Annotated in this window: 18 protein-coding genes; 8 read left to right on the top strand and 10 right to left on the bottom strand. The window is 60.0% G+C overall.

Annotated features, from left to right (window positions below; all coding sequences use genetic code 11):
- Window positions 1-64: 64 nt before the first annotated feature.
- Together typA and EDE09_RS12715 are read right to left on the bottom strand one after the other, a co-directional pair.
- On the bottom strand, window positions 65-1,885 hold the full coding sequence (gene typA, locus EDE09_RS12720) for a translational GTPase TypA (protein WP_112803511.1): 1,821 nt from the start codon (window positions 1,883-1,885) through the stop codon (window positions 65-67).
- A gap of 126 nt (window positions 1,886-2,011) precedes the next feature.
- Window positions 2,012-4,102: a M3 family metallopeptidase gene (locus tag EDE09_RS12715; protein WP_132410795.1), complete on the bottom strand. Its 2,091-nt coding sequence runs from the start codon at window positions 4,100-4,102 to the stop codon at window positions 2,012-2,014.
- 186 nt (window positions 4,103-4,288) lie between these two features.
- Between EDE09_RS12715 and EDE09_RS12710 the strand changes: the two genes are divergently transcribed.
- Window positions 4,289-4,711 carry a hypothetical protein gene (locus EDE09_RS12710; RefSeq protein ID WP_132410793.1) on the top strand — a complete coding sequence of 141 codons (423 nt, stop codon included), beginning with the start codon at window positions 4,289-4,291 and terminating at the stop codon, window positions 4,709-4,711.
- A 16-nt stretch (window positions 4,712-4,727) separates the two neighbouring features.
- On the opposite strand, the gene EDE09_RS12705 is transcribed toward EDE09_RS12710, so the two are convergent.
- Window positions 4,728-5,369 carry a LysE family translocator gene (locus tag EDE09_RS12705; protein ID WP_132410983.1) on the bottom strand — a complete coding sequence of 214 codons (642 nt, stop codon included), beginning with the start codon at window positions 5,367-5,369 and terminating at the stop codon, window positions 4,728-4,730.
- Between the two features lie 115 nt (window positions 5,370-5,484).
- Here EDE09_RS12705 and EDE09_RS12700 point away from each other — a divergent pair, with 115 nt between their 5' ends.
- Together EDE09_RS12700 and EDE09_RS12695 are read left to right on the top strand one after the other, a co-directional pair.
- A complete protein-coding gene (locus tag EDE09_RS12700) occupies window positions 5,485-5,988 on the top strand; it encodes a MarR family winged helix-turn-helix transcriptional regulator (RefSeq protein ID WP_245505133.1) in 504 nt (167 codons plus the stop codon).
- Window position 5,989: 1 nt separating this feature from the next.
- Window positions 5,990-7,186, top strand: coding sequence for a multidrug effflux MFS transporter (locus tag EDE09_RS12695; RefSeq protein ID WP_245505132.1), 1,197 nt, complete (start codon window positions 5,990-5,992; stop codon window positions 7,184-7,186).
- 53 nt (window positions 7,187-7,239) lie between these two features.
- On the opposite strand, the gene EDE09_RS12690 is transcribed toward EDE09_RS12695, so the two are convergent.
- Window positions 7,240-8,463, bottom strand: coding sequence for an argininosuccinate synthase (locus EDE09_RS12690; protein ID WP_132410791.1), 1,224 nt, complete (start codon window positions 8,461-8,463; stop codon window positions 7,240-7,242).
- A gap of 199 nt (window positions 8,464-8,662) precedes the next feature.
- Here EDE09_RS12690 and EDE09_RS12685 point away from each other — a divergent pair, with 199 nt between their 5' ends.
- The gene (locus tag EDE09_RS12685) at window positions 8,663-9,520 is read left to right on the top strand and encodes an SDR family NAD(P)-dependent oxidoreductase (protein ID WP_132410789.1); all 858 of its coding nucleotides are present in this window, start codon (window positions 8,663-8,665) and stop codon (window positions 9,518-9,520) included.
- Between the two features lie 66 nt (window positions 9,521-9,586).
- On the top strand, window positions 9,587-10,228 hold the full coding sequence (locus EDE09_RS12680) for a LysE family translocator (protein ID WP_132410787.1): 642 nt from the start codon (window positions 9,587-9,589) through the stop codon (window positions 10,226-10,228).
- 29 nt (window positions 10,229-10,257) lie between these two features.
- On the opposite strand, the gene rlmN is transcribed toward EDE09_RS12680, so the two are convergent.
- Window positions 10,258-11,472, bottom strand: coding sequence for a 23S rRNA (adenine(2503)-C(2))-methyltransferase RlmN (rlmN, locus tag EDE09_RS12675; RefSeq protein ID WP_132410977.1), 1,215 nt, complete (start codon window positions 11,470-11,472; stop codon window positions 10,258-10,260).
- Window positions 11,473-11,711: 239 nt separating this feature from the next.
- Window positions 11,712-12,215: an invasion associated locus B family protein gene (locus EDE09_RS12670; RefSeq protein ID WP_132410785.1), complete on the bottom strand. Its 504-nt coding sequence runs from the start codon at window positions 12,213-12,215 to the stop codon at window positions 11,712-11,714.
- Window positions 12,216-12,550: 335 nt separating this feature from the next.
- Between EDE09_RS12670 and EDE09_RS12665 the strand changes: the two genes are divergently transcribed.
- On the top strand, window positions 12,551-13,117 hold the full coding sequence (locus EDE09_RS12665) for a sigma-70 family RNA polymerase sigma factor (protein WP_105374440.1): 567 nt from the start codon (window positions 12,551-12,553) through the stop codon (window positions 13,115-13,117).
- 11 nt (window positions 13,118-13,128) lie between these two features.
- On the opposite strand, the gene EDE09_RS12660 is transcribed toward EDE09_RS12665, so the two are convergent.
- The 4 genes from EDE09_RS12660 to EDE09_RS12645 form a co-directional block, all read right to left on the bottom strand.
- A complete protein-coding gene (locus EDE09_RS12660; RefSeq protein ID WP_132410783.1) occupies window positions 13,129-13,527 on the bottom strand; it encodes a YkvA family protein in 399 nt (132 codons plus the stop codon).
- Window positions 13,528-13,589: 62 nt separating this feature from the next.
- Window positions 13,590-13,892 (bottom strand): 4a-hydroxytetrahydrobiopterin dehydratase, encoded by a 303-nt coding sequence (locus tag EDE09_RS12655; protein ID WP_112803496.1) that lies wholly within the window; start codon window positions 13,890-13,892, stop codon window positions 13,590-13,592.
- A 13-nt stretch (window positions 13,893-13,905) separates the two neighbouring features.
- Window positions 13,906-14,496 (bottom strand): RNA 2',3'-cyclic phosphodiesterase, encoded by a 591-nt coding sequence (gene thpR, locus EDE09_RS12650; RefSeq protein WP_105374443.1) that lies wholly within the window; start codon window positions 14,494-14,496, stop codon window positions 13,906-13,908.
- A gap of 65 nt (window positions 14,497-14,561) precedes the next feature.
- Window positions 14,562-15,212: an arylesterase gene (locus tag EDE09_RS12645; RefSeq protein WP_132410781.1), complete on the bottom strand. Its 651-nt coding sequence runs from the start codon at window positions 15,210-15,212 to the stop codon at window positions 14,562-14,564.
- Window positions 15,213-15,289: 77 nt separating this feature from the next.
- Between EDE09_RS12645 and EDE09_RS12640 the strand changes: the two genes are divergently transcribed.
- A complete protein-coding gene (locus tag EDE09_RS12640) occupies window positions 15,290-16,000 on the top strand; it encodes an ABC transporter ATP-binding protein (RefSeq protein ID WP_112803492.1) in 711 nt (236 codons plus the stop codon).
- Window positions 15,997-18,540 (top strand): ABC transporter permease, encoded by a 2,544-nt coding sequence (locus EDE09_RS12635; RefSeq protein WP_132410779.1) that lies wholly within the window; start codon window positions 15,997-15,999, stop codon window positions 18,538-18,540. The genes EDE09_RS12640 and EDE09_RS12635 overlap by 4 nt, the downstream gene beginning before the upstream one ends.
- Window positions 18,541-18,622: the final 82 nt, after the last annotated feature.

Below are 18,622 nucleotides of genomic sequence, written 5' to 3'. Positions count from 1 at the left end.
AAGGCACAGAAAAAACCCCGGTATCTCTACCGGGGTTTCAAGTCTGCAAAGTGAGGTTAGGAGATCACCCCGCGAGCTTCGACTTTTCGTAGCGCTTGCGGTCGTTCGGATCGAGATACATCTTGCGAAGCCGGATGTTCTTCGGCGTCACTTCCATCAGCTCGTCGTCCTGGATCCAGGAAAGCGCACGGTCGAGCGTCATGCGGATCGGAGGCGTAAGCTTGACAGCTTCGTCCTTGCCGGCAGCCCGGATGTTAGTGAGCTGCTTGCCCTTCAGCACGTTGACCTCAAGGTCGTTGTCGCGGCTGTGAATGCCGATAATCATGCCCTGGTAGACCTTTTCGCCCGGCTCGATGATCATCGGACCGCGGTCTTCCAGGTTGAACATCGCATAGGCCACGGCTTCGCCGGCGGCGTTGGCGAGCAGCACGCCGTTGACGCGGCCGCCGATCTGGCCCTTGAAGGGCTGATAATCGTGGAACAGGCGGTTCATGATCGCCGTGCCGCGCGTGTCGGTCAGAAGCTCCGACTGGTAACCGATCAGGCCGCGCGTCGGCGCATAGAACCGCAGGCGGATACGATTGCCGCCGGACGGGCGCAGTTCGACCATTTCGGCCTTGCGCTCCGACATCTTCTGCACGACGACGCCCGAATGCTCCTCGTCGACGTCGATCACGACTTCTTCGATCGGCTCCATGAGGGTGCCGTTTTCATCCTTGTGCATGACGACGCGCGGACGCGAAACGGCAAGCTCGAAGCCTTCGCGACGCATGGTCTCGATGAGAACGGCAAGCTGCAATTCGCCGCGGCCCGAAACGTAGAAGGAATCCTTGCCTTCCGCTTCTTCGATCTTCAGCGCAACATTGCCTTCCGCTTCCTTGAAGAGACGGTCGCGGATGACGCGCGAGGTAACCTTGTCGCCTTCGGTGCCGGCAAGCGGGCTGTCGTTGACGATGAAGGACATGGTGACGGTCGGCGGATCGATCGGCTGCGCCTTCATGGCTTCCGTGACGGACGGATCGCAGAAGGTATCGGCAACGGTGCCCTTGGAGAGACCGGCGATCGCCACGATGTCGCCCGCATGCGCTTCCTCGATCGGCTGGCGTTCGATGCCGCGGAATGCGAGGATCTTCGAAATACGGCCAGTTTCGATCAGCTTGCCATCCTGGCCAAGCACCTTCACAGCCTGGTTCGGCTTGATCGAGCCCGAGGCGATGCGGCCGGTGATGATGCGGCCAAGGAACGGATTGGCTTCAAGGATCGTACCGATCAGACGGAACGGACCTTCTTCGACGGTCGGCTCCGGAACGTGCTTGAGCACGAGGTCGAGCAACGGCGCGAGGCCTTCGTCCTTCGGGCCTTCCGGATTGACGTTCATCCAGCCGTCGCGGCCGGAACCGTAAAGGATCGGGAAGTCGAGCTGCTCGTCCGTTGCATCGAGATTGGCAAACAGGTCGAAGACTTCGTTGATGACTTCCTCGTGGCGGCCGTCCGGACGGTCGATCTTGTTGATCGCGACGATCGGGCGAAGTCCGACCTTCAGCGCTTTGCCGACCACAAATTTGGTCTGCGGCATCGGTCCTTCGGACGAGTCGACGAGAACGATCGCGCCGTCCACCATCGAGAGGATACGTTCCACCTCACCGCCGAAATCGGCGTGGCCGGGAGTGTCGACGATGTTGATGCGCACGCCCTTCCACTCGACCGAGGTCGCCTTGGCAAGGATGGTGATGCCGCGTTCCTTTTCCAGATCGTTCGAGTCCATGACGCGTTCTGCAACGCGCTGGTTGTCGCGGAACGAGCCGGACTGTTTCAGAAGTTCGTCGACAAGGGTCGTTTTCCCATGGTCAACGTGCGCGATAATCGCGATGTTGCGAATTGCCATATGGTGTATCTCTGAGGCTGCGGCGCGGCAAAATGACAAGGCGCGCCAAATTTCGTTGGCGCGCTATTACATGCTTTTTCGCATTTGCGAAAGGGGGCCGCGTCGATGGCAGCTATGCAAAGACGCTCAGGCGTCGCTGCCGGCCAATTCCTCGACCATCGCAAGACCCTTTTTCTTCAGCATGGCCTGCGGGTCGGGAAGCTTGCCGCGAAACGCCTTGTAGGTATCCTCCGGGTCGATCGAGCCGCCCACCGAATAGATATTGTTCTTCAGCTTGCGCGCCATCACAGGGTCGAAGACGTTGCCCGTTTCCTCGAAAGCCGAGAAGGCGTCCGCATCGAGCACTTCCGACCACATGTAGGAATAGTAGCCGGCCGAATAACCATCGCCTGCAAAGACGTGCTGGAAATGCGGCGTAGCGTGGCGCATGACGATCGAAGCCGGCATGCCAATTTCGTCCAGCACCTGCTTCTGCACCGCCATCGGGTCTTCCACGGCATCACGCGTATGGAAGGCCATGTCGACCAGGGCCGAGGACGTGAACTCGACGGTGGCAAAGCCGGCGTTGAAGGTGCGGGCTGCCAGCACCTTGTCGAGCAGGGCCTTCGGCATCGGTTGGCCGGTTTCGTAATGAACGGCATATCTTTCGAGGATTTCGGGCACGGTCAGCCAGTGTTCGTAAAGCTGCGACGGCAGTTCGACGAAATCCCGCGCAACGCCGGTGCCGGAAACGGACGGATAGGTCACATCCGACAGCATGCCGTGCAACGCATGGCCGAATTCATGGAAGAGGGTTTTCGCATCGTCCAGCGACAGCAAGGCCGGCTTGCCCTCCGCAGGTTTGGCGAAGTTGCAGACGTTATAGATGATCGGCAACTCGCCCTGCTTACCGTTTTTCAGCGTCAGCTTGTGCTGCGACTGGAACGAATTCATCCAGGCACCGGATCGTTTAGAGGCGCGGGCGAAATAGTCACCCAGGAAAAGCGCCTTCAGCGCGCCATCCTTGGCGCGGATCTCGAAGACCCGCACGTCGGTATGATAGGCAGCGACGCCCTTTACCTCTGTTGCCTTGATGCCGAAGAGCCGTTCCGCGACGTCGAAACATGCCTCGATGATCTTTTCGAGCTGGAGATACGGCTTCAGTTCGGTCTCGGAAAAATCGAACATCCGCTGCCGAAGCTTTTCCGCGTAATGACGCCAGTCCCAGGGCATCACCTCATGGTTCTTGCCTTCTTCTGCAATCAGGCGGCCGAGGCTCGCTTCTTCCTCCAGCGCTTTGGCTCGTGCTTTTTCCCAGACCTGGCGAAGCAGCGTGTTGACCGCATTCGGCGTTTTAGCCATGGTGTTGTCCAGCTTGAGAGCCGCGAAACTGTCATATCCGAGAAGATTGGCTTTTTCGGCCCTCAGCGCCAATGTCTCGCGCACGACGCCGAGATTGTTCGTTTCGCCTTCGTTTGCGCCGCGCGCAAGCCAGGCCTTGAAGGCCTGTTCCCGCAGATCCCGGCGCGTCGAAAATGTCAGGAAGGGCTCGATGATCGAACGCGACAGGGTCACCGCATAACCGTCAGCCTCCCCCCGCTCGCGGGCCGCTGCCGCCATGGCATCTCGCAACATCTCGGGCAGCCCTTCGAGTTCCGCTTCGTCCGAGAGCTTCAGCGACCAGTTCTTTTCGTCCGCCAGCACGTTCTGGCCGAACTTCGCGCCAAGACCGGCGAGTTTCTCGTTGATGTCCGCCAGCCGCTCTTGCTGCGGCTTCGGCAGCTTGGCGCCAGCCCGGACAAACCCTTTCCAATGGCGCTCAAGCACGCGCTCCTGCTCAAGGGTCAAGCCCAGATCCCCGCGTTTTTCCCAAAGCGTGTCGATGCGGGAAAAGAGGGCAGCGTTCATGCCGATCTTCGAATAGTGGCGGGAAAGCTTCGGTGCCATTTCCCGTTCGAGCCCCTGAATGGTCTCGTTGGTATGTGCGCCGGCCTTACCCCAGAAAAGCGCCGAAACCCGCGAGAGTTCGTCGCCCGCTGTTTCCAGCGCAACCACGGTATTGGCAAAGCTCGGGGCTTCGGGATTGTTCGCGATGGCCTCGATCTCGCCCTCATGGGCCGAAAGCGCGGCATCGAAGGCCGGGGCGAAATCCTCATCTTTCACCAGATCGAAACGAGGCAGGCCAAAATGGCCGTTCCATTCCACCAAAGCAGGGTTCACGGGAGGATTTGAAGACATGCGCATATCCTTCGAAAGATGGGTCGCCATTCATATAGGAGAAGCTTGCCGAATTGGGTATCCGCGCCGACGTTTTTGACCGCCGGCAAAAAATCACACCCAATAATTAACGTATATTAACTATTTGACGCAGTGCAGCGCGGACGGCTACCTTCAACGCAATATCCGGTGACTCGGGATATAGCCATGGAAATCAGTTCCTTGCGCTGGTCTACCCATTTTCTTCAAAGGGAGAATTCTCGAAACGCCAAGATCGAGAAGCCTTCACAGCAGGAAAGCCGGCACGGCCAGATCATCTTTCAGGTGCCCGAAGCGGGTGACTTGCCGATCAATTTCTCGGCTATCACCCCACGGGATTTGCGTGCCTTGGCCCTGGAGAACTACCAGGCCGGCAAGATCGACCAGGATACCTATATCACGCTTTCCGAGGAGCTTCCGACGCATGCCGTCGATGCCCAGGGGCAAGTTGTCGATCTGTCTGAAGTAACCGACGAGACAGGGTTCGACTTCCACGACTTTTACCGAAACCAGCTCGAGATCGCGATATCGCTCGGAGATGCGCACCGTGCCGACGTCCTGCGCTCCGTCATGGCCTTCCTCGAAATCTGAACGGCTCGGGGCAGCCTCATGCCCTGCGAAAGCCGAAAAGATTTGGCGCCGAGTGCCAGAGTGCCTGCAGCGCAAATCCGATGAACAGCAGCCCGGAAAGCCGCACGATCACCCTTTCATGCCTGCGGTAGAAGCGCCGCACGAAACCTGCACCGATAATAGCAATCAGCACGAGGTCTGCGGTCAGGAATCCGACAAGGGAGACGGCCAGCAGGATCGGCAGCCCTGCAAAATCCAGCGCGTCTGACGACCCGGCAAGCAGTGCCGTAAACGTCGCCAGAGCCACTGGATACCCCTTGGGATTGGTCAGCCCGAAGATCAGGCCACGCCTCAAGGGGCGCTCGACAGCCATTAAAGCGCCGCCATCTTCTTTCGGCTTTGCCCGCAATGCACTCCAGCCAATCCAGCCGAGATAGAGGCCGCAAACAACGCCGAGGATGTCGAAGACGGCGGTGCCAACAGTCTTTGCTCCAATGATAGCCACCAGCGCCAGGGCAGACCACAGGATATCTCCCGCCAGATGTCCTCCCATGAAAAAGGCACCCGCCTGACGTCCTTGTCCGGCACCGATGCCGAGAAGCGCCAGGAATGCAGGGCCGGGAATGAGTGTGTAGGCCAGAGCCGCGAGAAACGCGCCGGCAAGCAGCGAAGAGGACATGGCGGGCTCCAATGCAATGGCTCTACGCAGTCTTGCCGCGCCCTTTGCCGCTGTCAATGCGAGCGGACACGGGTTTTTCATTTGCCTTCCCTCTAAAAGATAGTAAGGGGGCCTTATGAAATTCTCCGATGCAATTGCGGAGGCTGGCCCTGAGATGGATCCCTTGGGTTTTCTGATCGTCGACAGCGCCCGCCTTCTCCGAGCAGCCTTCGAGCGTCGCATCGCCGAGGCGGGTCTTGGTCTCACACCCGGCGAAGCACGGGTTCTCATGAGCATCGCTGCCGCCGATGGCAGCCGGCAGCTCGACATCGCAACCCGCATGGGTATCGAGCCGATGACGGTCTGCTCCTATCTCGATAAACTGCAGGAGCGCGGCCTCATCGAAAGGCAGCAGTGCTCCTCTGATCGCCGGGCGAAACGGATAAACCTGACGCCCGCCTCCGATGGGATGATCTGCGCGATCCGCAAGGAACTCAATATCATCTTGACGCAGGCGACCGACGGCCTGAGCAGCGAGGAGAACCGCGTCCTACGGGACACCCTGGCAGTCTTCAATGCCAAGCTCCAGGCGATCAACATTTCCCAGCCGCCGCAGTTTTCGTCCGATGAAAGCCGGTAGCATGCCCCCCATGCCTGCGCTTATGAGCGAGCGCCGCACGACCGTCATTGGCGCCCTGCTGACGGCAATCGGGCCGATCTCCATGGCCATCTATACGCCTGCCATGCCGGAGCTGGTGCGGGCATTCGACACGACCGAAGCCGCCATCAAGATGTCGCTGTCGCTCTATTTCGCAGGCTTTGCGCTGGCGCAGCTTGTCGCCGGCCCGGTATCGGATGCGTTCGGCCGCAAATCCGCCGCGCTCAGCTTCCTGGCCATCTATCTCGGCGGTTCATTGCTTGCCGTCTTTGCTCCGACGGTCGAATGGATTCTCGCGGGCCGCCTGATCCAGGGCATTGGAGCCTCGGTTGGCATTACGGTCTCGCGCGCCATCGTTCGCGACCAGTTCACTGGCGCGGAAGCAGCGCGCATCATGAACACGATGGGCATCATCCTGGCGATCGGTCCCGCCGCAGGGCCGACCATCGGCGGCCTCACGCTCGCTGCCTTCGGCTGGAAATCCGTTTTCCTGCTGATGGTCGGCTTCGGTGCAATCCTCGTCTTTCTTTCAACCGTCTATCTGAAAGAGACGACGGTCCCTGACCGCAGCAGGCTTCGACCGCTCCGGCTGATCTCCGCCTATTGCGAAATCGCCGTGCAGGTAAGATTTCTTTTTGCTGCGATCGTCCTGGCAGGTTGTATAGGCGCGCTCTATGCGCAGGCGACTGCCCTGCCTTTCATCCTGATTGATGACGTGGGGCTCACCCCTACCCAATACGGGATGAGCATGCTGATGCAGTCCGGGTTCTATCTGATCGGGTCGCTCTGCCTGCGCCTGACGTCGAAATGGCTGCCCGGTCGCAGAGCGCCGGTTTTCGGTCTTGCTTTCAGCGGCGGGGGCGGCATCATCATGGCGCTTTCCGTTTATTTCCTGCCACCGTCTTTTCTATCGATCATGGGACCGGTTGCAATCTGCACCTTTGGCACGGCTTTCATCTCGCCGTATATCACTACCGCCGGCCTTGCCCCGTTTCCGCACATTGCCGGCTCGGCATCCGCGCTGATGGGCTTCATCCAGATGGGGGCGGGGTTTGTCGGAGGCGTTCTCATCGCCTGGATCGGTGCACCCTTGGTAGCGTTTGGCAGCGTCATCCCGGCCATGCACATCATCGCGGTGCTCGGATATTTGGGCTTCCTCGCGGCCAGCCGGAACGAATAAAAAAGCCCGCCTCAGGCGGAGGCGGGCCGGCTTTGATGAATTGTGCGGTATCGCTACTTACGGAGATTGCGCTTGGCGAGTGTTCTGAGGCGCAGCGCATTGAGCTTGATGAAGCCTGCCGCATCCTTCTGGTCGTAAGCACCCTGATCGTCCTCGAAGGTGACCAATTGGTCTGAATAGAGCGACTTTTCGCTCTCGCGGCCGGTGACCATGACATTGCCCTTGTAGAGCTTCAGCGTCACTTCGCCTTCCACATGCTCCTGACTCTTGTCGATCAGCGCCTGCAGCATTTCGCGCTCCGGCGAGAACCAGAAGCCGTAATAGATCAGCTCGGCATATTTCGGCATCAGCTCGTCTTTGAGGTGTGCCGCACCGCGGTCGAGCGTGATGCTCTCCATTGCCCGATGCGCCGCGAGGAGGATCGTGCCGCCGGGCGTTTCGTAGACGCCACGCGATTTCATGCCGACAAAGCGGTTCTCGACGAGGTCGAGACGGCCGATGCCGTTGTCCCGGCCGTAGTTGTTGAGGGTCGCCAAGAGCGTTGCGGGAGACATCTCGACACCGTTGATCGAGACTGCGTCGCCGCGCTTGAAGCCGACCTTGATGACGGTCGCCTTGTCCGGCGCCGCTTCCGGGGAAATCGTGCGCATATGCACGTATTCGGGTGCTTCCTGGGCCGGGTCCTCCAGAACCTTGCCTTCGGAAGACGAGTGCAGAAGGTTCGCGTCGACGGAGAACGGCGCTTCGCCCTTCTTGTCCTTGGCGACGGGAATCTGGTTCTTCTCGGCGAATTCGAGAAGGTCCGTGCGGCTCTTGAAGGCCCAGTCGCGCCAAGGCGCGATCACCTTGATATCCGGGTTTAGCGCATAGGCCGAGAGTTCGAAACGGACCTGGTCGTTACCCTTGCCGGTGGCGCCATGGGCGATCGCATCAGCACCGGTCTTCTTGGCGATCTCGATCAGATGCTTGGAGATCAGCGGACGGGCGATCGAAGTGCCAAGCAGGTAGACGCCCTCGTAGACGGCATTGGCACGGAACATCGGGAAGACGAAGTCGCGAACGAATTCTTCCCGGACGTCCTCGATATAGATCTCCTTGATGCCCAGCATCTCGGCCTTCTTGCGGGCCGGCTCCAGCTCCTCGCCCTGGCCGAGGTCGGCGGTGAACGTCACCACTTCGGCGCCGAGTTCGGTCTGCAGCCATTTCAGGATGATCGAGGTGTCGAGACCGCCGGAATAGGCGAGAACGACTTTCTTAACGTCTTTCGGAAGTGCCATGTCGATTTCAGGTCCGTCTGCGGGTGGTGGCGGTTTTCGGAAAACCGCCAGGTCGGGAATTGCGGCACTTTTAGCGAGTTTCTTGGGGCACGCAAGAAAAACCGGGCAATCATAACGATGGTGTCATGTTGACGCGCTTTGCTGCGGGCTCCATATCCCGCCGGACCTTTGAACAGCAGCGCCATAGAGGAGATCTGCAATGACCATCACTCATCCCGCTCTGAAAAAGGATAATGTCGCCGTCGTCACTGGAGCCGCATCCGGCATCGGTCTGGCTGCCGCCAAAGAGTTTGCCCGCATGGGTCTCTCCGTCGTGCTTGCAGATCTGGAAGGAGACAAACTGGCGGAGGCCTGCCGCGAGGTCGCCGCCCTTGCCGAGGACGGCGAGACAGATGTCGCTGCGATCGGTACAGACGTCTCGAAACCGGCCGAGATCGAGGCTCTCGAACGGGCCGTCCTGCAACGCTTCGGCCGCGTGCATGTGCTGATGAACAATGCCGGAATCAGCCCCGGAAGCACGATATTCGGGCCACAGGCAAACTGGGACAGCATTTTCGCCGTCAACCTGCTCGGGGTGATCCACGGCACGCGGACATTCGGTCGGGCCATGATCGCCCATGGCGAACCATCGCTCATCATCAATACCGGCTCAAAACAAGGTATTACCACGCCGCCCGGCAACCCGGCCTACAATGTCGCCAAGGCCGGCGTCAAAGCCTTCACCGAAGCGCTCCAGCACGAATTGCGCAACACGCCCAACTGCAAGCTCTCGGCGCATCTGCTGATCCCCGGCTTCGTGTTTACCGGTCTGACGAAAGGCGACCGCACCGAAAAACCCGACGGCGCCTGGACGCCGGAACAAACGGTCGAGTTCATGCTGACGAGCCTGGAGCGCGGCGATTTCTACATCCTCTGCCCGGACAACGACGTCGACCGGGCCACCGATGAGCGACGCATGGCCTGGGCGGTCGGTGACATCATCGAAAACCGTCCTCCGCTCTCCCGCTGGCATCCGGATTTCGCCGACGCCGCGAAAGATTTCATCTCCAGGCCTTGATTGATTTGGCATCACCTCGAAAGCCGGATAAATGGGAACTCCCTCTGTCCGGCTATCGAGCGCATTATGGATTTTCTACCGAGCATCGCAACCCTTCTCGCCTTCACCGCTGCGGGTCTCCTGCTCGCTTTGACGCCCGGCCCGGACATGACGCTGTCCATAAGCCGCGCGCTGGCGCAGGGACGGCGGCCGGCGCTCTTCGTCGTGTTCGGTACCAGCCTCGGCGTCGTCTGCCACACCCTGCTGGTCGCCTTCGGCATCTCGGCGCTGATTACCGCCTCGCCCACCGCGTTCTTCATTCTCAAGACAGGCGGGGCTGCCTACCTGCTCTGGTTGGCGATCCAGGCGATCCGCTTCGGCTCCAATTTCAAGGTGGACAAGATCGAGCAGACGATGAGCAGCCCGCTTGCCAATATCTCCACCGGGTTCTGGGTCAACATCCTCAATCCCAAGGTCATCATATTCTTCATGACCTTCCTGCCGCAGTTCGTCACCGCGGGTGATCCGCACGTCACCGGCAAGCTGATCTTCTTCGGCTTCTATTTCATCGTCATCGGTATGCCGGTGAACCTGATCGTGGTCCTGGCCGCCGACTGGCTTTCGGGCTGGCTGCAGGCCAACCCCAAGGTGCTGCGCGGCATCGACTATACCTTCGCCGGGGTCTTTTCGATCTTCGCGGCAAAAATCTTTTTTACCCAAGCCAGATAGAGAAAAAGGCCGGTCGAACCGGCCTTTTCTCAGTCGTCCTCGCCGTGGCCGGCGATCATCATCGCCTCGAAGGCCAGCCGCTCGGTCTTGCGCATCCGCTCCGATTCCGACTTCAACTGGCCGCAGGCTGCGAGGATATCTCGGCCGCGCGGCGTGCGGATAGGCGAGGCGTAACCCGCCTGGTTGATAAAATCGGCAAATTTCTCGATCTGGGCCCAATCGGAACATTGGTAGTTTGTTCCGGGCCAGGGATTGAACGGGATCAGGTTAATCTTGGCAGGAATGCCCTTCAGGAGCTGCACCAGCAGCTTGGCGTCCTCAAGGCTGTCGTTGACGTCCTTCAACATCACATATTCGAAGGTGATGCGGCGGGCGTTCGACAGGCTCGGATATTTACGGCAGGCTTCCAGGAGTTCCTTTAGCGGATACTTCTTGTTGATCGGCACCAGCATGTCGCGCAGTTCGTCACGCACCGCATGCAGCGAGATCGCCAGCATGACGCCGATCTCTTCGCCCGTCCGGTAGATTTCCGGAACGACGCCGGAGGTCGACAGCGTGACGCGCCGTTTCGACAGTGACAGGCCGTCCCCGTCGGTCGCAATCAGCAATGCGGTCTTGACGCTCCCGAAATTATAGAGCGGCTCGCCCATACCCATCATGACGATATTGGTGATCTTGCGCTCGCCGGTCGGCACGAAAGCGCCGGGCGGCGTGTCCGTGCCCGGGAAATCGCCGAGACGGTCCCGCGCCAGCAGCAGCTGGGCCAATATCTCTTCTGCCGTCAAGTTGCGCACCAGCCGCTGTGTGCCGGTATGGCAGAATGAACAGGTAAGCGAACAGCCGACCTGGCTCGAAATGCAGAGCGTCCCGCGGCCTTCCTCCGGTATATAGACCGTCTCGACCTCCACCGGACGACCAGCGCCGCGCGGAGGAAACCGCAGCAGCCATTTGCGGGTGCCGTCGCTTGAGATCTGCTCCTCGACGATCTCGGGGCGGGAGATGGTGAAATGCGTCTTCAGCATCTCCCGCATGTCCTTCGCCACATTAGTCATGGCGTCGAAATCGGAAACGCCGCGGATATAGAGCCAATGCCAGAGCTGGCTGACGCGCATGCGCACCTGCTTTTCCGGCACGCCCTTCTCCTTCAGCGCATCCGCCATCATCTCGCGCGTCAGCCCGATCAGGGAGGGCTTACCTGACATCAGGTCCGGACGCGCCACGAGCGGCGTCTTGAGGGGGGCCATAACGGCCTCGGATACCGACATTCTCTTATCCCATCGAACACATGGCCTTGCCCCCGGTTCTGAAGCGGAGCGGCGAGCGCATGTCTGTATGTGAAACCAATCTCGGTCATAGGGGCGCTTTGGCGCCTGACCTTCGTTGTCAGGGCCTTTATCATTAAATTGCCGCCGCGTCCATTCTTGCTGAAACGCGAAAGGCCGGCGAGAGGCCGGCCTTTCTTCAACCATCGGTGCAACAGAGCTTACTTGCAGGCTTCGATCTGCTTCAGCGCAGCGGAAATGCCCGAGAGCGAATAGGCGTAGGAGGTCTTGGTACCGCGGCCTGAGACCGCGCTGACGCTCATGTTCTGACCGGTCTTCATGGCTGCGACCAGCGCCGGCTCTTCGGCAGCATTCTCCACCCAGGCGGCCTTGTCCTTGGTGAACATCACGAAGTTCTTGTTGTCGATCGTGACGGTGACCTTGGAATTCGACTGCAGCGGATAGCCCACCATCACCTGCGGCTCGTAGGAGATGTTCTGGCCCGGGCGCTGCGTCACGATGAAGAAGATATCGCCGTGGTCGACGCTTGCTGGCTCCTTGGCGGTCGGAACCGACAGTACATAGCAGACGGTACTATTGCCCGATTTATAGGAATAGGCACCCCACGCCTTGAATTGCTGGATGCGCGTTGGGGTTTGAGCGAAAACGACGCTGGCGCTCGCCAGCGTGAGTGCCAGTGCGGTTGCGATTGTTCTTACAGACATGGTCTCCTGCCGGTTTTGTCTTCTTGCAACGGCCCGAGCGGGCAAGCCTTTGCCAGGCATGATCCTGATTCGGTTCATTTTGACTTAATCCTGGTTACCAAAGCGTCAATCGCACCGTTGAAATACTGTAAATGTCCCATCCACCGCCACGCCCCTGCGTGGACATCCTCCTCGCAACTATCTCCAAGTCTCATCTGGCGGGGAATTTTTCATGTGGTTTGTCAATCAGTGACACAAGGATTGGGGCAAGAGTTTGTCCTTTTCCTCGGTCCCTATATGACATTAGAATGGGCGAATATGACGGGGCCTCCTATGGGAAAGTTTGCGTAAATTAGATGGACCTGGATGAGAAAGACCACTTCGCCAATTTGGCCAAGGCGGTGGCCGACAACCGCGATCAGACGGCTTTTGCAACGCTGTTCGACCATTTCGCTCCTCGTCTGAAGTCATGGCTCGTCAAACGCTCGATGAAGCCGGACGAGGCGGAGGAACTGGTGCAGGAGGTCATGGCTGTTCTTTGGCATCGAGCGCATCTTTATGACCCCAGCCAGTCCTCCCTTTCAACCTGGCTTTATCGGATCGCACGCAACCGCCGCATCGACAGGGACCGCCGGGCTAAACATCGGCAGATAGAGATCAGCGAATACTGGTTTTGCCCCCCCGAAGTGCCGAGTGCGGATATCCTGCTCGAACGGGCAGAAAGTGATGCAAGGGTGCGGGCCGCGCTCGAGAACATTCCCGATGAACAGATGCAGCTCGTGCGCGCGGCTTTTTTCCTCGGCCAGACCCATTCGGAGATAGCCTCTTCGACAGGCATCCCTCTTGGTACCGTGAAATCGCGCATCAGGCTTGCTTTCGAACGGCTCCGCAAAGCGCTCGAAGAGCCGGCCTCGCTGGTTTGAGGGTAGAGCCGTTATTTCGCGCCCGCACCGGCTGTCGTCTCCGGATTGTCCGCGAGAGCCTCGTCGGCGGCGTCGTAGTGGCGATCGGCGATATGTCCCTGGATCATCCGAAAAGCGACGGCCAATACGGCGACATCGTCCGTAAAGCCGACAAGCGCGAAGACGTCGGGCACGAAATCGAGTGGCAGGACAAAATAGGCAAGAGCTGCAAGTAATACGCCGCGCACCCGCGCCGGCGTACGACGGTCGACGGCGCAGTAATAGGCGGCAACCAGGTCGCGGCTGAAAGGAACCTGCCTGACGGCGCGCTTCAGCGTCGGCCAGAACTTCGCACGCACCTGCCGCTCCTGGCGTTCTTGCGTTTCCTCGTCACCCGGCAGGAGGATCTCACCAATCTTCACATTGTCCATGGTTTCTCCCTTCGCTCGGCATTTGCCGCGTGTACCCAATATGGGCGCCCGGAAAATGCAGTTCAATTGCGGCGGGAGAATGCCTTGTCCATGGCTCTGGCCAGCTTGAAATCAAGGTCCGTCAGGCCTTCGGCGTCGTGCGTCGTCAGCAGCACATCCACCCGGGAATAAACGTTCGCCCACTCCGGATGGTGATTGAGCTTCTCGGCGCGCATGGCGCATTCCGTCATGAAGCCGAAGGCCTCTATGAAGTTCTTGAACTTGAAGCTCCTGAAGATGGCGTCACCTTCCGCCTTCAGCTCCCATCCATCCAGTGAGGCGAGCTCGCGTTCAGCAGCGGCCGTATCCAGCTTTTCGTAGTGCATGCGAAAGCGCTCCTTAAAGGAGGCCCTTCACCGGTTCCAGATCTGCGGCATGGGCGTTGCCGTAGCTGATATCCTGCAACGGGAAGACCTCTTCCGTCAGATACGGCCCACCGCCGACGGATTCCTTCGATGACAGCAGCACGAAGCGTGAGACGGTAAATGGCGCGGTGTAGAAATTGCCGCGGCCGGAAAGATATTGCACCATGTCGTCCAGCCGGCAGTTCTTGAGCCGCGCCAGAGTAACGTGCGGAGTGAACTTGCGCGGATCCGGCGGCAGGCCGATGCGCTGGCAGATCCGTTCGATTTCCGCCTGAAGTGCGTAGATGTCCGGCGATGGAGCAACCCCGGCCCACACCGAATGAGGCTTCTTGGACCCGAACGAACCGATCCCGGTCAAGGTCATCTGGAATTCCGGTCGGTCGATACGGTCCAGCCGGTCGACGATCTCATCGGCCGTGCGGCCATCGACATCTCCGATGAAGCGCAGGGTGATGTGATAATTCTCCACATCGATCCATCGGGCTCCGGGAAGCCCGCCGCGCAGCAGTGATAGGCTCATTGCTACATTGCGTGGAATTTCGAGGGCGGTGAATAGTCTCGGCATAGGGACCTCCTCGAATCTTTGCAGATGTTAACAGCGAATCATGCAACGGGGTTCCGTGCAAGATGTTATTTGCCGTTATCCTTAATCTCCCCCAGGAAGCTTTCGACAGGCTGGATCGTCTTCTCGACCATTACTGCAACCCCCTTGGCGTTGGGATGCATGCCATCTTCGAGCTGCATTCCCTCCACTGTCGTCACCCCGTCGAGGAAAAATGGATAGAGCGGCACGCCATATTTGTCGGCAAGCCGCTGGTAGATCGGATTGAAGCGTTGGGCGTAGTCGCCGCCCATATTCGGAGGGGCAAGGATGCCGACCAGAAAAACCGCAATCCCCCGTTCTTTCAGGCGGGCGAGCATGAGATCGAGGTTTCGCTCCGACTGTTCCGGGGAGATGCCGCGAAGCGCATCGTTGGCGCCGAGTTCCAGGATGACGCCGTCTGTCCCGTCCGGCACCGACCAGTCGATGCGCGAAAGGCCACCGGAGGTCGTATCGCCCGAGACGCCTGCATTGGTTATCGCCACATTGTGGCCTTTTGCCCTGAGCGCCGCCTCGAGCTGGGCGGTATAGGATTCCGAAGGCGCAAGCTGATAGCCCGCCATCAGGCTGTCACCGAAGCCGATGAGCTGAATCGACCGGTCCTCAGCGACCGCCGGCAATCCGATAAGCCAAAGCGCCGACATGACGATGAAGTGAAGGGCGCTTGCTTTAAAACTCACGGTTCGTCTCCTAGATTGAACGCCACTGTCATGCGGCACGGAATGCCCGTTTCAAGGCCAATATAGGAAGCTTTGCTTTGACTAAAACCATCATCACGCTGAAGAAGGCTGATCTCACCCTCGGCAGCGCGGCGGCTTCCGTGCATGTGTTGAAGAACATCGACCTGGAGATCCGGGCCAATGAGGCGGTCGGCATCGTTGGGCCCTCCGGTTCGGGAAAATCCACCCTTTTGATGGTGCTCGCCGGTCTGGAGCGTCTGGACAGCGGAGAGATCGTCATCGACGGCGCGCCTCTTCATGCGCTTTCCGAAGACGCCCTCGCCGAATTTCGCGGCCGAAAGATCGGCATCGTATTTCAGTCCTTCCACCTGATCGCCAACATGACTGCGCTGGAAAACGTCGCCGTACCGCTGGAGCTTGCGAACGTGAAGAACCCGTTCGACATCGCCAAACGGGAACTTGCCGCCGTCGGCCTCGGCGAACGCCTCAGCCATTATCCCGGTCAGCTTTCCGGCGGCGAGCAACAACGCGTGGCAATAGCGCGCGCGCTCGCGCCGTCGCCTTCCGTGCTGATCGCCGACGAGCCGACCGGCAATCTCGACGCGGAAACCGGGCGGCAGATTGCCGACCTTTTGTTTGCCAAGCAGGCCGAGCGCGGCATGACCATGCTGCTCGTCACCCACGACAATGCGCTCGCTGCCCGCTGCTCCAGGCAGATCCGGGTCCGCTCCGGTGAAATCGTCGGCGACAGTGCGATCCATCCTCCGGTTCAGGCGGTTCTTGCATGAACCGCGTCTTCCCCCGCCTTTCCATTTCTTTCCGCCTGGCACTGCGCGAAATGCGCGGCGGCCTGGCAGGGTTTCATATTTTCCTCGCCTGTATCGCGCTCGGTACGGGGGCGATTGCTGCGGTAAACTCGGTTTCGCGCGCCATCACGGGCGCCATTGCCAGCCAGGGGCAGGAAATCCTCGCGGGCGACGTTCGCTTCGAACTCAACAATCGGGAAGCGACGCAAGCGGAGCGTGCCTTCCTCGACAGCTTGGGCGAGGTAAGCCTTTCAACCAGCCTGCGCTCGATGGCCCGCAAGCCGGACGGTTCGGAACAGGCGCTTGCAGAGGTCAAGGCGGTTGACGACCTCTATCCGCTTTACGGAACCTTCCGCTCTGAACCTTCGGCGCCGCTTCCCGATCTGCTCGCCAAAGACGGCGATGGTTTTGGTGCATTGGCCGCCCCCTTGCTGCTGGAACGCCTCGGACTCCGCCAGGGCAACCAGATCTTGCTCGGCAATGTGAAGCTGACGCTGCGCGGGACGATCGCCGCCGAGCCCGATGCATTGTCCGACGGTTTCGGATTTGCACCCCGCCTGCTGATCGGAAGGGAGGCGCTCCTGGCGTCCGGCCTCATCACCACCGGCAGCCTTGTCGAGCATGCCTACAAAGTCAAACTCAACGACCCGTCAATTCGCGCGACACTGACCGGCCGTGCCAATCGCGAATTCCCGAGCGCCGGCTGGTCGATCCGTTCGAGCGACCGCGCAGCACCGTCGCTGACGGAAAATGTCGAACGTTTCTCGCAGTTCCTGACGCTTGTCGGCCTGACCGCGCTCATCGTCGGCGGCGTCGGTGTCGCCAATGCCGTGCGGGCTTTCCTCGATGCAAAGCGGACGACAATCGCCACGTTCAAATGCCTCGGCTCACCGGCTTCGGTGGTGACGCTGATATACCTCATCCAGATCCTGATGCTGACCACCGTCGGCATTGCGATCGGGCTGGCGATCGGCGCAGCCGCGCCTTTTATAGCCTTGCAGTTTCTCGAGGGCGTTCTTCCGGTTCCGAAAGAGGTGACATTCTATCCCTCCGCTCTCCTCTATGCTGCCTTCTTCGGACTGCTGATCACCTTCGCCTTTGCAATCCTGCCGCTCGGCCACGCTCGCGAAGTACCGGCAACAGCGCTTTTTCGCGAGCAGAGCTTCGACAACGTCCGGCTACCTTCCTGGCCCTATCTCGTAGCAGCGGCGGCTGCGCTGACAGCTCTTGCAGCCTTGTCGATCGTCACCGCCGAAGACCGGTTCGTCGCAGCGGTGTTCCTTGCCGCCGTCGCCGCAGCCTTCGTTCTGCTTCGCCTCGTCGCCGTCCTGATTGCCGGCCTTGCGCGCCGGAGCCCGCGCATGAATTCGCCGGCATTGAGGCTTGCGATCGGCAATATCCATCGGCCCGGTGCGCTGACGCCTTCCGTTGTACTCTCTCTGGGCCTTGGCCTCGCTCTCCTTGTGACGCTTGCCCTGATTGACGGCAATATGCGCCGGCAGCTCACGGGCCAGATCGCCAGGCAGGCTCCGAATTTCTTCTTCGTCGACATCCAGAGCTCCGAGCGCGAAGGCTTCCTGGACATTCTCAACCAGCATTCGCCAGAGGGTTCCGTCACGCAGGTGCCCATGCTTCGCGGCAGGATTCTGGCCTTCAACGGCCAGGACGTCACGCAAATGAACGTGCCCCCAGCCGGTCGCTGGGTGTTGCGCGGCGACCGCGGCATCACCTACGAGGAAAAGCTGCCTGCCAACTCGACATTGACCGCCGGCCAGTGGTGGCCATCCGACTATAGCGGAGAGCCGCTGGTCTCGTTTTCCGCCGAAGAGGCGAGCGAACTGGGACTGAAACTCGGCGACACCGTCACCGTCAACGTGCTCGGCCGCAACATTACCGCCCGCATCGCCAATTTCCGAAACGTCGAGTGGGAATCGCTTGCCATCAATTTCGTGATGGTCTTCTCGCCCAACACGTTCCGCGGCGCGCCGCACGCCTGGCTTGCCACCCTTACCGACCCTTCTGCGACACCTGGGCAGGAAGCCGCGACCCTTCGCTCCGTCACAAACGCCTATCCGACAATCACCAGCGTTCGCGTCAAGGATGCGATCGATATTGTCGATCAGCTGATCGGCCAGCTCGCCACAGCCATTCGCGCCGCGGCCGCTGTAGCCCTCATCGCTTCCGTTCTGGTACTTGCCGGCGCCCTCGCCGCGGGCAATCGGGCGCGAACCCACGACGCCGTCATCCTCAAGACTCTGGGCGGAACCCGCAGCATGCTGATGCGCGCCTTCAGTTACGAATATATGATGCTCGGCGCAGCAACCGCCGTCTTCGCGCTGCTTGCCGGCGGCATCTCCGCCTGGTTCGTCGTCAGCCGCATCATGAGGCTGCCGTCGACGTTCCTCCCGGATGTCGCGGTCCTTACGCTCGCTGTATCTCTCGTTCTGACGGTCGGAATCGGCCTCGCAGGAACCTGGCGTATCCTTGGGCAGAAAGCTGCGCCTGTGCTCCGCGAACTGTGATTCAACCTTGGGATGATTGCACGCCCATGTTCGCCGATAAACTTGCCGTCATAACGTCTTCAGGTTGCTAAATTGCCGTAGT

The organism is Neorhizobium sp. S3-V5DH (assembly GCF_004343065.1).
In the GTDB taxonomy this organism is placed as follows: domain Bacteria; phylum Pseudomonadota; class Alphaproteobacteria; order Rhizobiales; family Rhizobiaceae; genus Neorhizobium; species Neorhizobium huautlense.
This window is presented reverse-complemented; position numbering and strand designations above follow the sequence as displayed.

Excerpts from the sequence above, each read along its gene's own strand:
- EDE09_RS12690 (WP_132410791.1), bottom strand. The coding sequence starts at position 8,463 with ATGGCACTTCCGAAAGACGTTAAGAAAGTCGTTCTCGCCTATTCCGGC.
- EDE09_RS12705 (WP_132410983.1), bottom strand. The coding sequence starts at position 5,369 with ATGTCCTCTTCGCTGCTTGCCGGCGCGTTTCTCGCGGCTCTGGCCTAC.
- EDE09_RS12670 (WP_132410785.1), bottom strand. The coding sequence starts at position 12,215 with ATGTCTGTAAGAACAATCGCAACCGCACTGGCACTCACGCTGGCGAGC.
- EDE09_RS12695 (WP_245505132.1), top strand. The coding sequence starts at position 5,990 with ATGCCCCCCATGCCTGCGCTTATGAGCGAGCGCCGCACGACCGTCATT.
- EDE09_RS12665 (WP_105374440.1), top strand. The coding sequence starts at position 12,551 with ATGGACCTGGATGAGAAAGACCACTTCGCCAATTTGGCCAAGGCGGTG.
- rlmN (WP_132410977.1), bottom strand. The coding sequence starts at position 11,472 with ATGGCCCCCCTCAAGACGCCGCTCGTGGCGCGTCCGGACCTGATGTCA.
- EDE09_RS12685 (WP_132410789.1), top strand. The coding sequence starts at position 8,663 with ATGACCATCACTCATCCCGCTCTGAAAAAGGATAATGTCGCCGTCGTC.
- EDE09_RS12715 (WP_132410795.1), bottom strand. The coding sequence starts at position 4,102 with ATGTCTTCAAATCCTCCCGTGAACCCTGCTTTGGTGGAATGGAACGGC.
- EDE09_RS12680 (WP_132410787.1), top strand. The coding sequence starts at position 9,587 with ATGGATTTTCTACCGAGCATCGCAACCCTTCTCGCCTTCACCGCTGCG.
- typA (WP_112803511.1), bottom strand. The coding sequence starts at position 1,885 with ATGGCAATTCGCAACATCGCGATTATCGCGCACGTTGACCATGGGAAA.
- EDE09_RS12660 (WP_132410783.1), bottom strand. The coding sequence starts at position 13,527 with ATGGACAATGTGAAGATTGGTGAGATCCTCCTGCCGGGTGACGAGGAA.
- EDE09_RS12655 (WP_112803496.1), bottom strand. The coding sequence starts at position 13,892 with ATGCACTACGAAAAGCTGGATACGGCCGCTGCTGAACGCGAGCTCGCC.
- EDE09_RS12635 (WP_132410779.1), top strand. The coding sequence starts at position 15,997 with ATGAACCGCGTCTTCCCCCGCCTTTCCATTTCTTTCCGCCTGGCACTG.
- EDE09_RS12700 (WP_245505133.1), top strand. The coding sequence starts at position 5,485 with ATGAAATTCTCCGATGCAATTGCGGAGGCTGGCCCTGAGATGGATCCC.
- thpR (WP_105374443.1), bottom strand. The coding sequence starts at position 14,496 with ATGCCGAGACTATTCACCGCCCTCGAAATTCCACGCAATGTAGCAATG.
- EDE09_RS12710 (WP_132410793.1), top strand. The coding sequence starts at position 4,289 with ATGGAAATCAGTTCCTTGCGCTGGTCTACCCATTTTCTTCAAAGGGAG.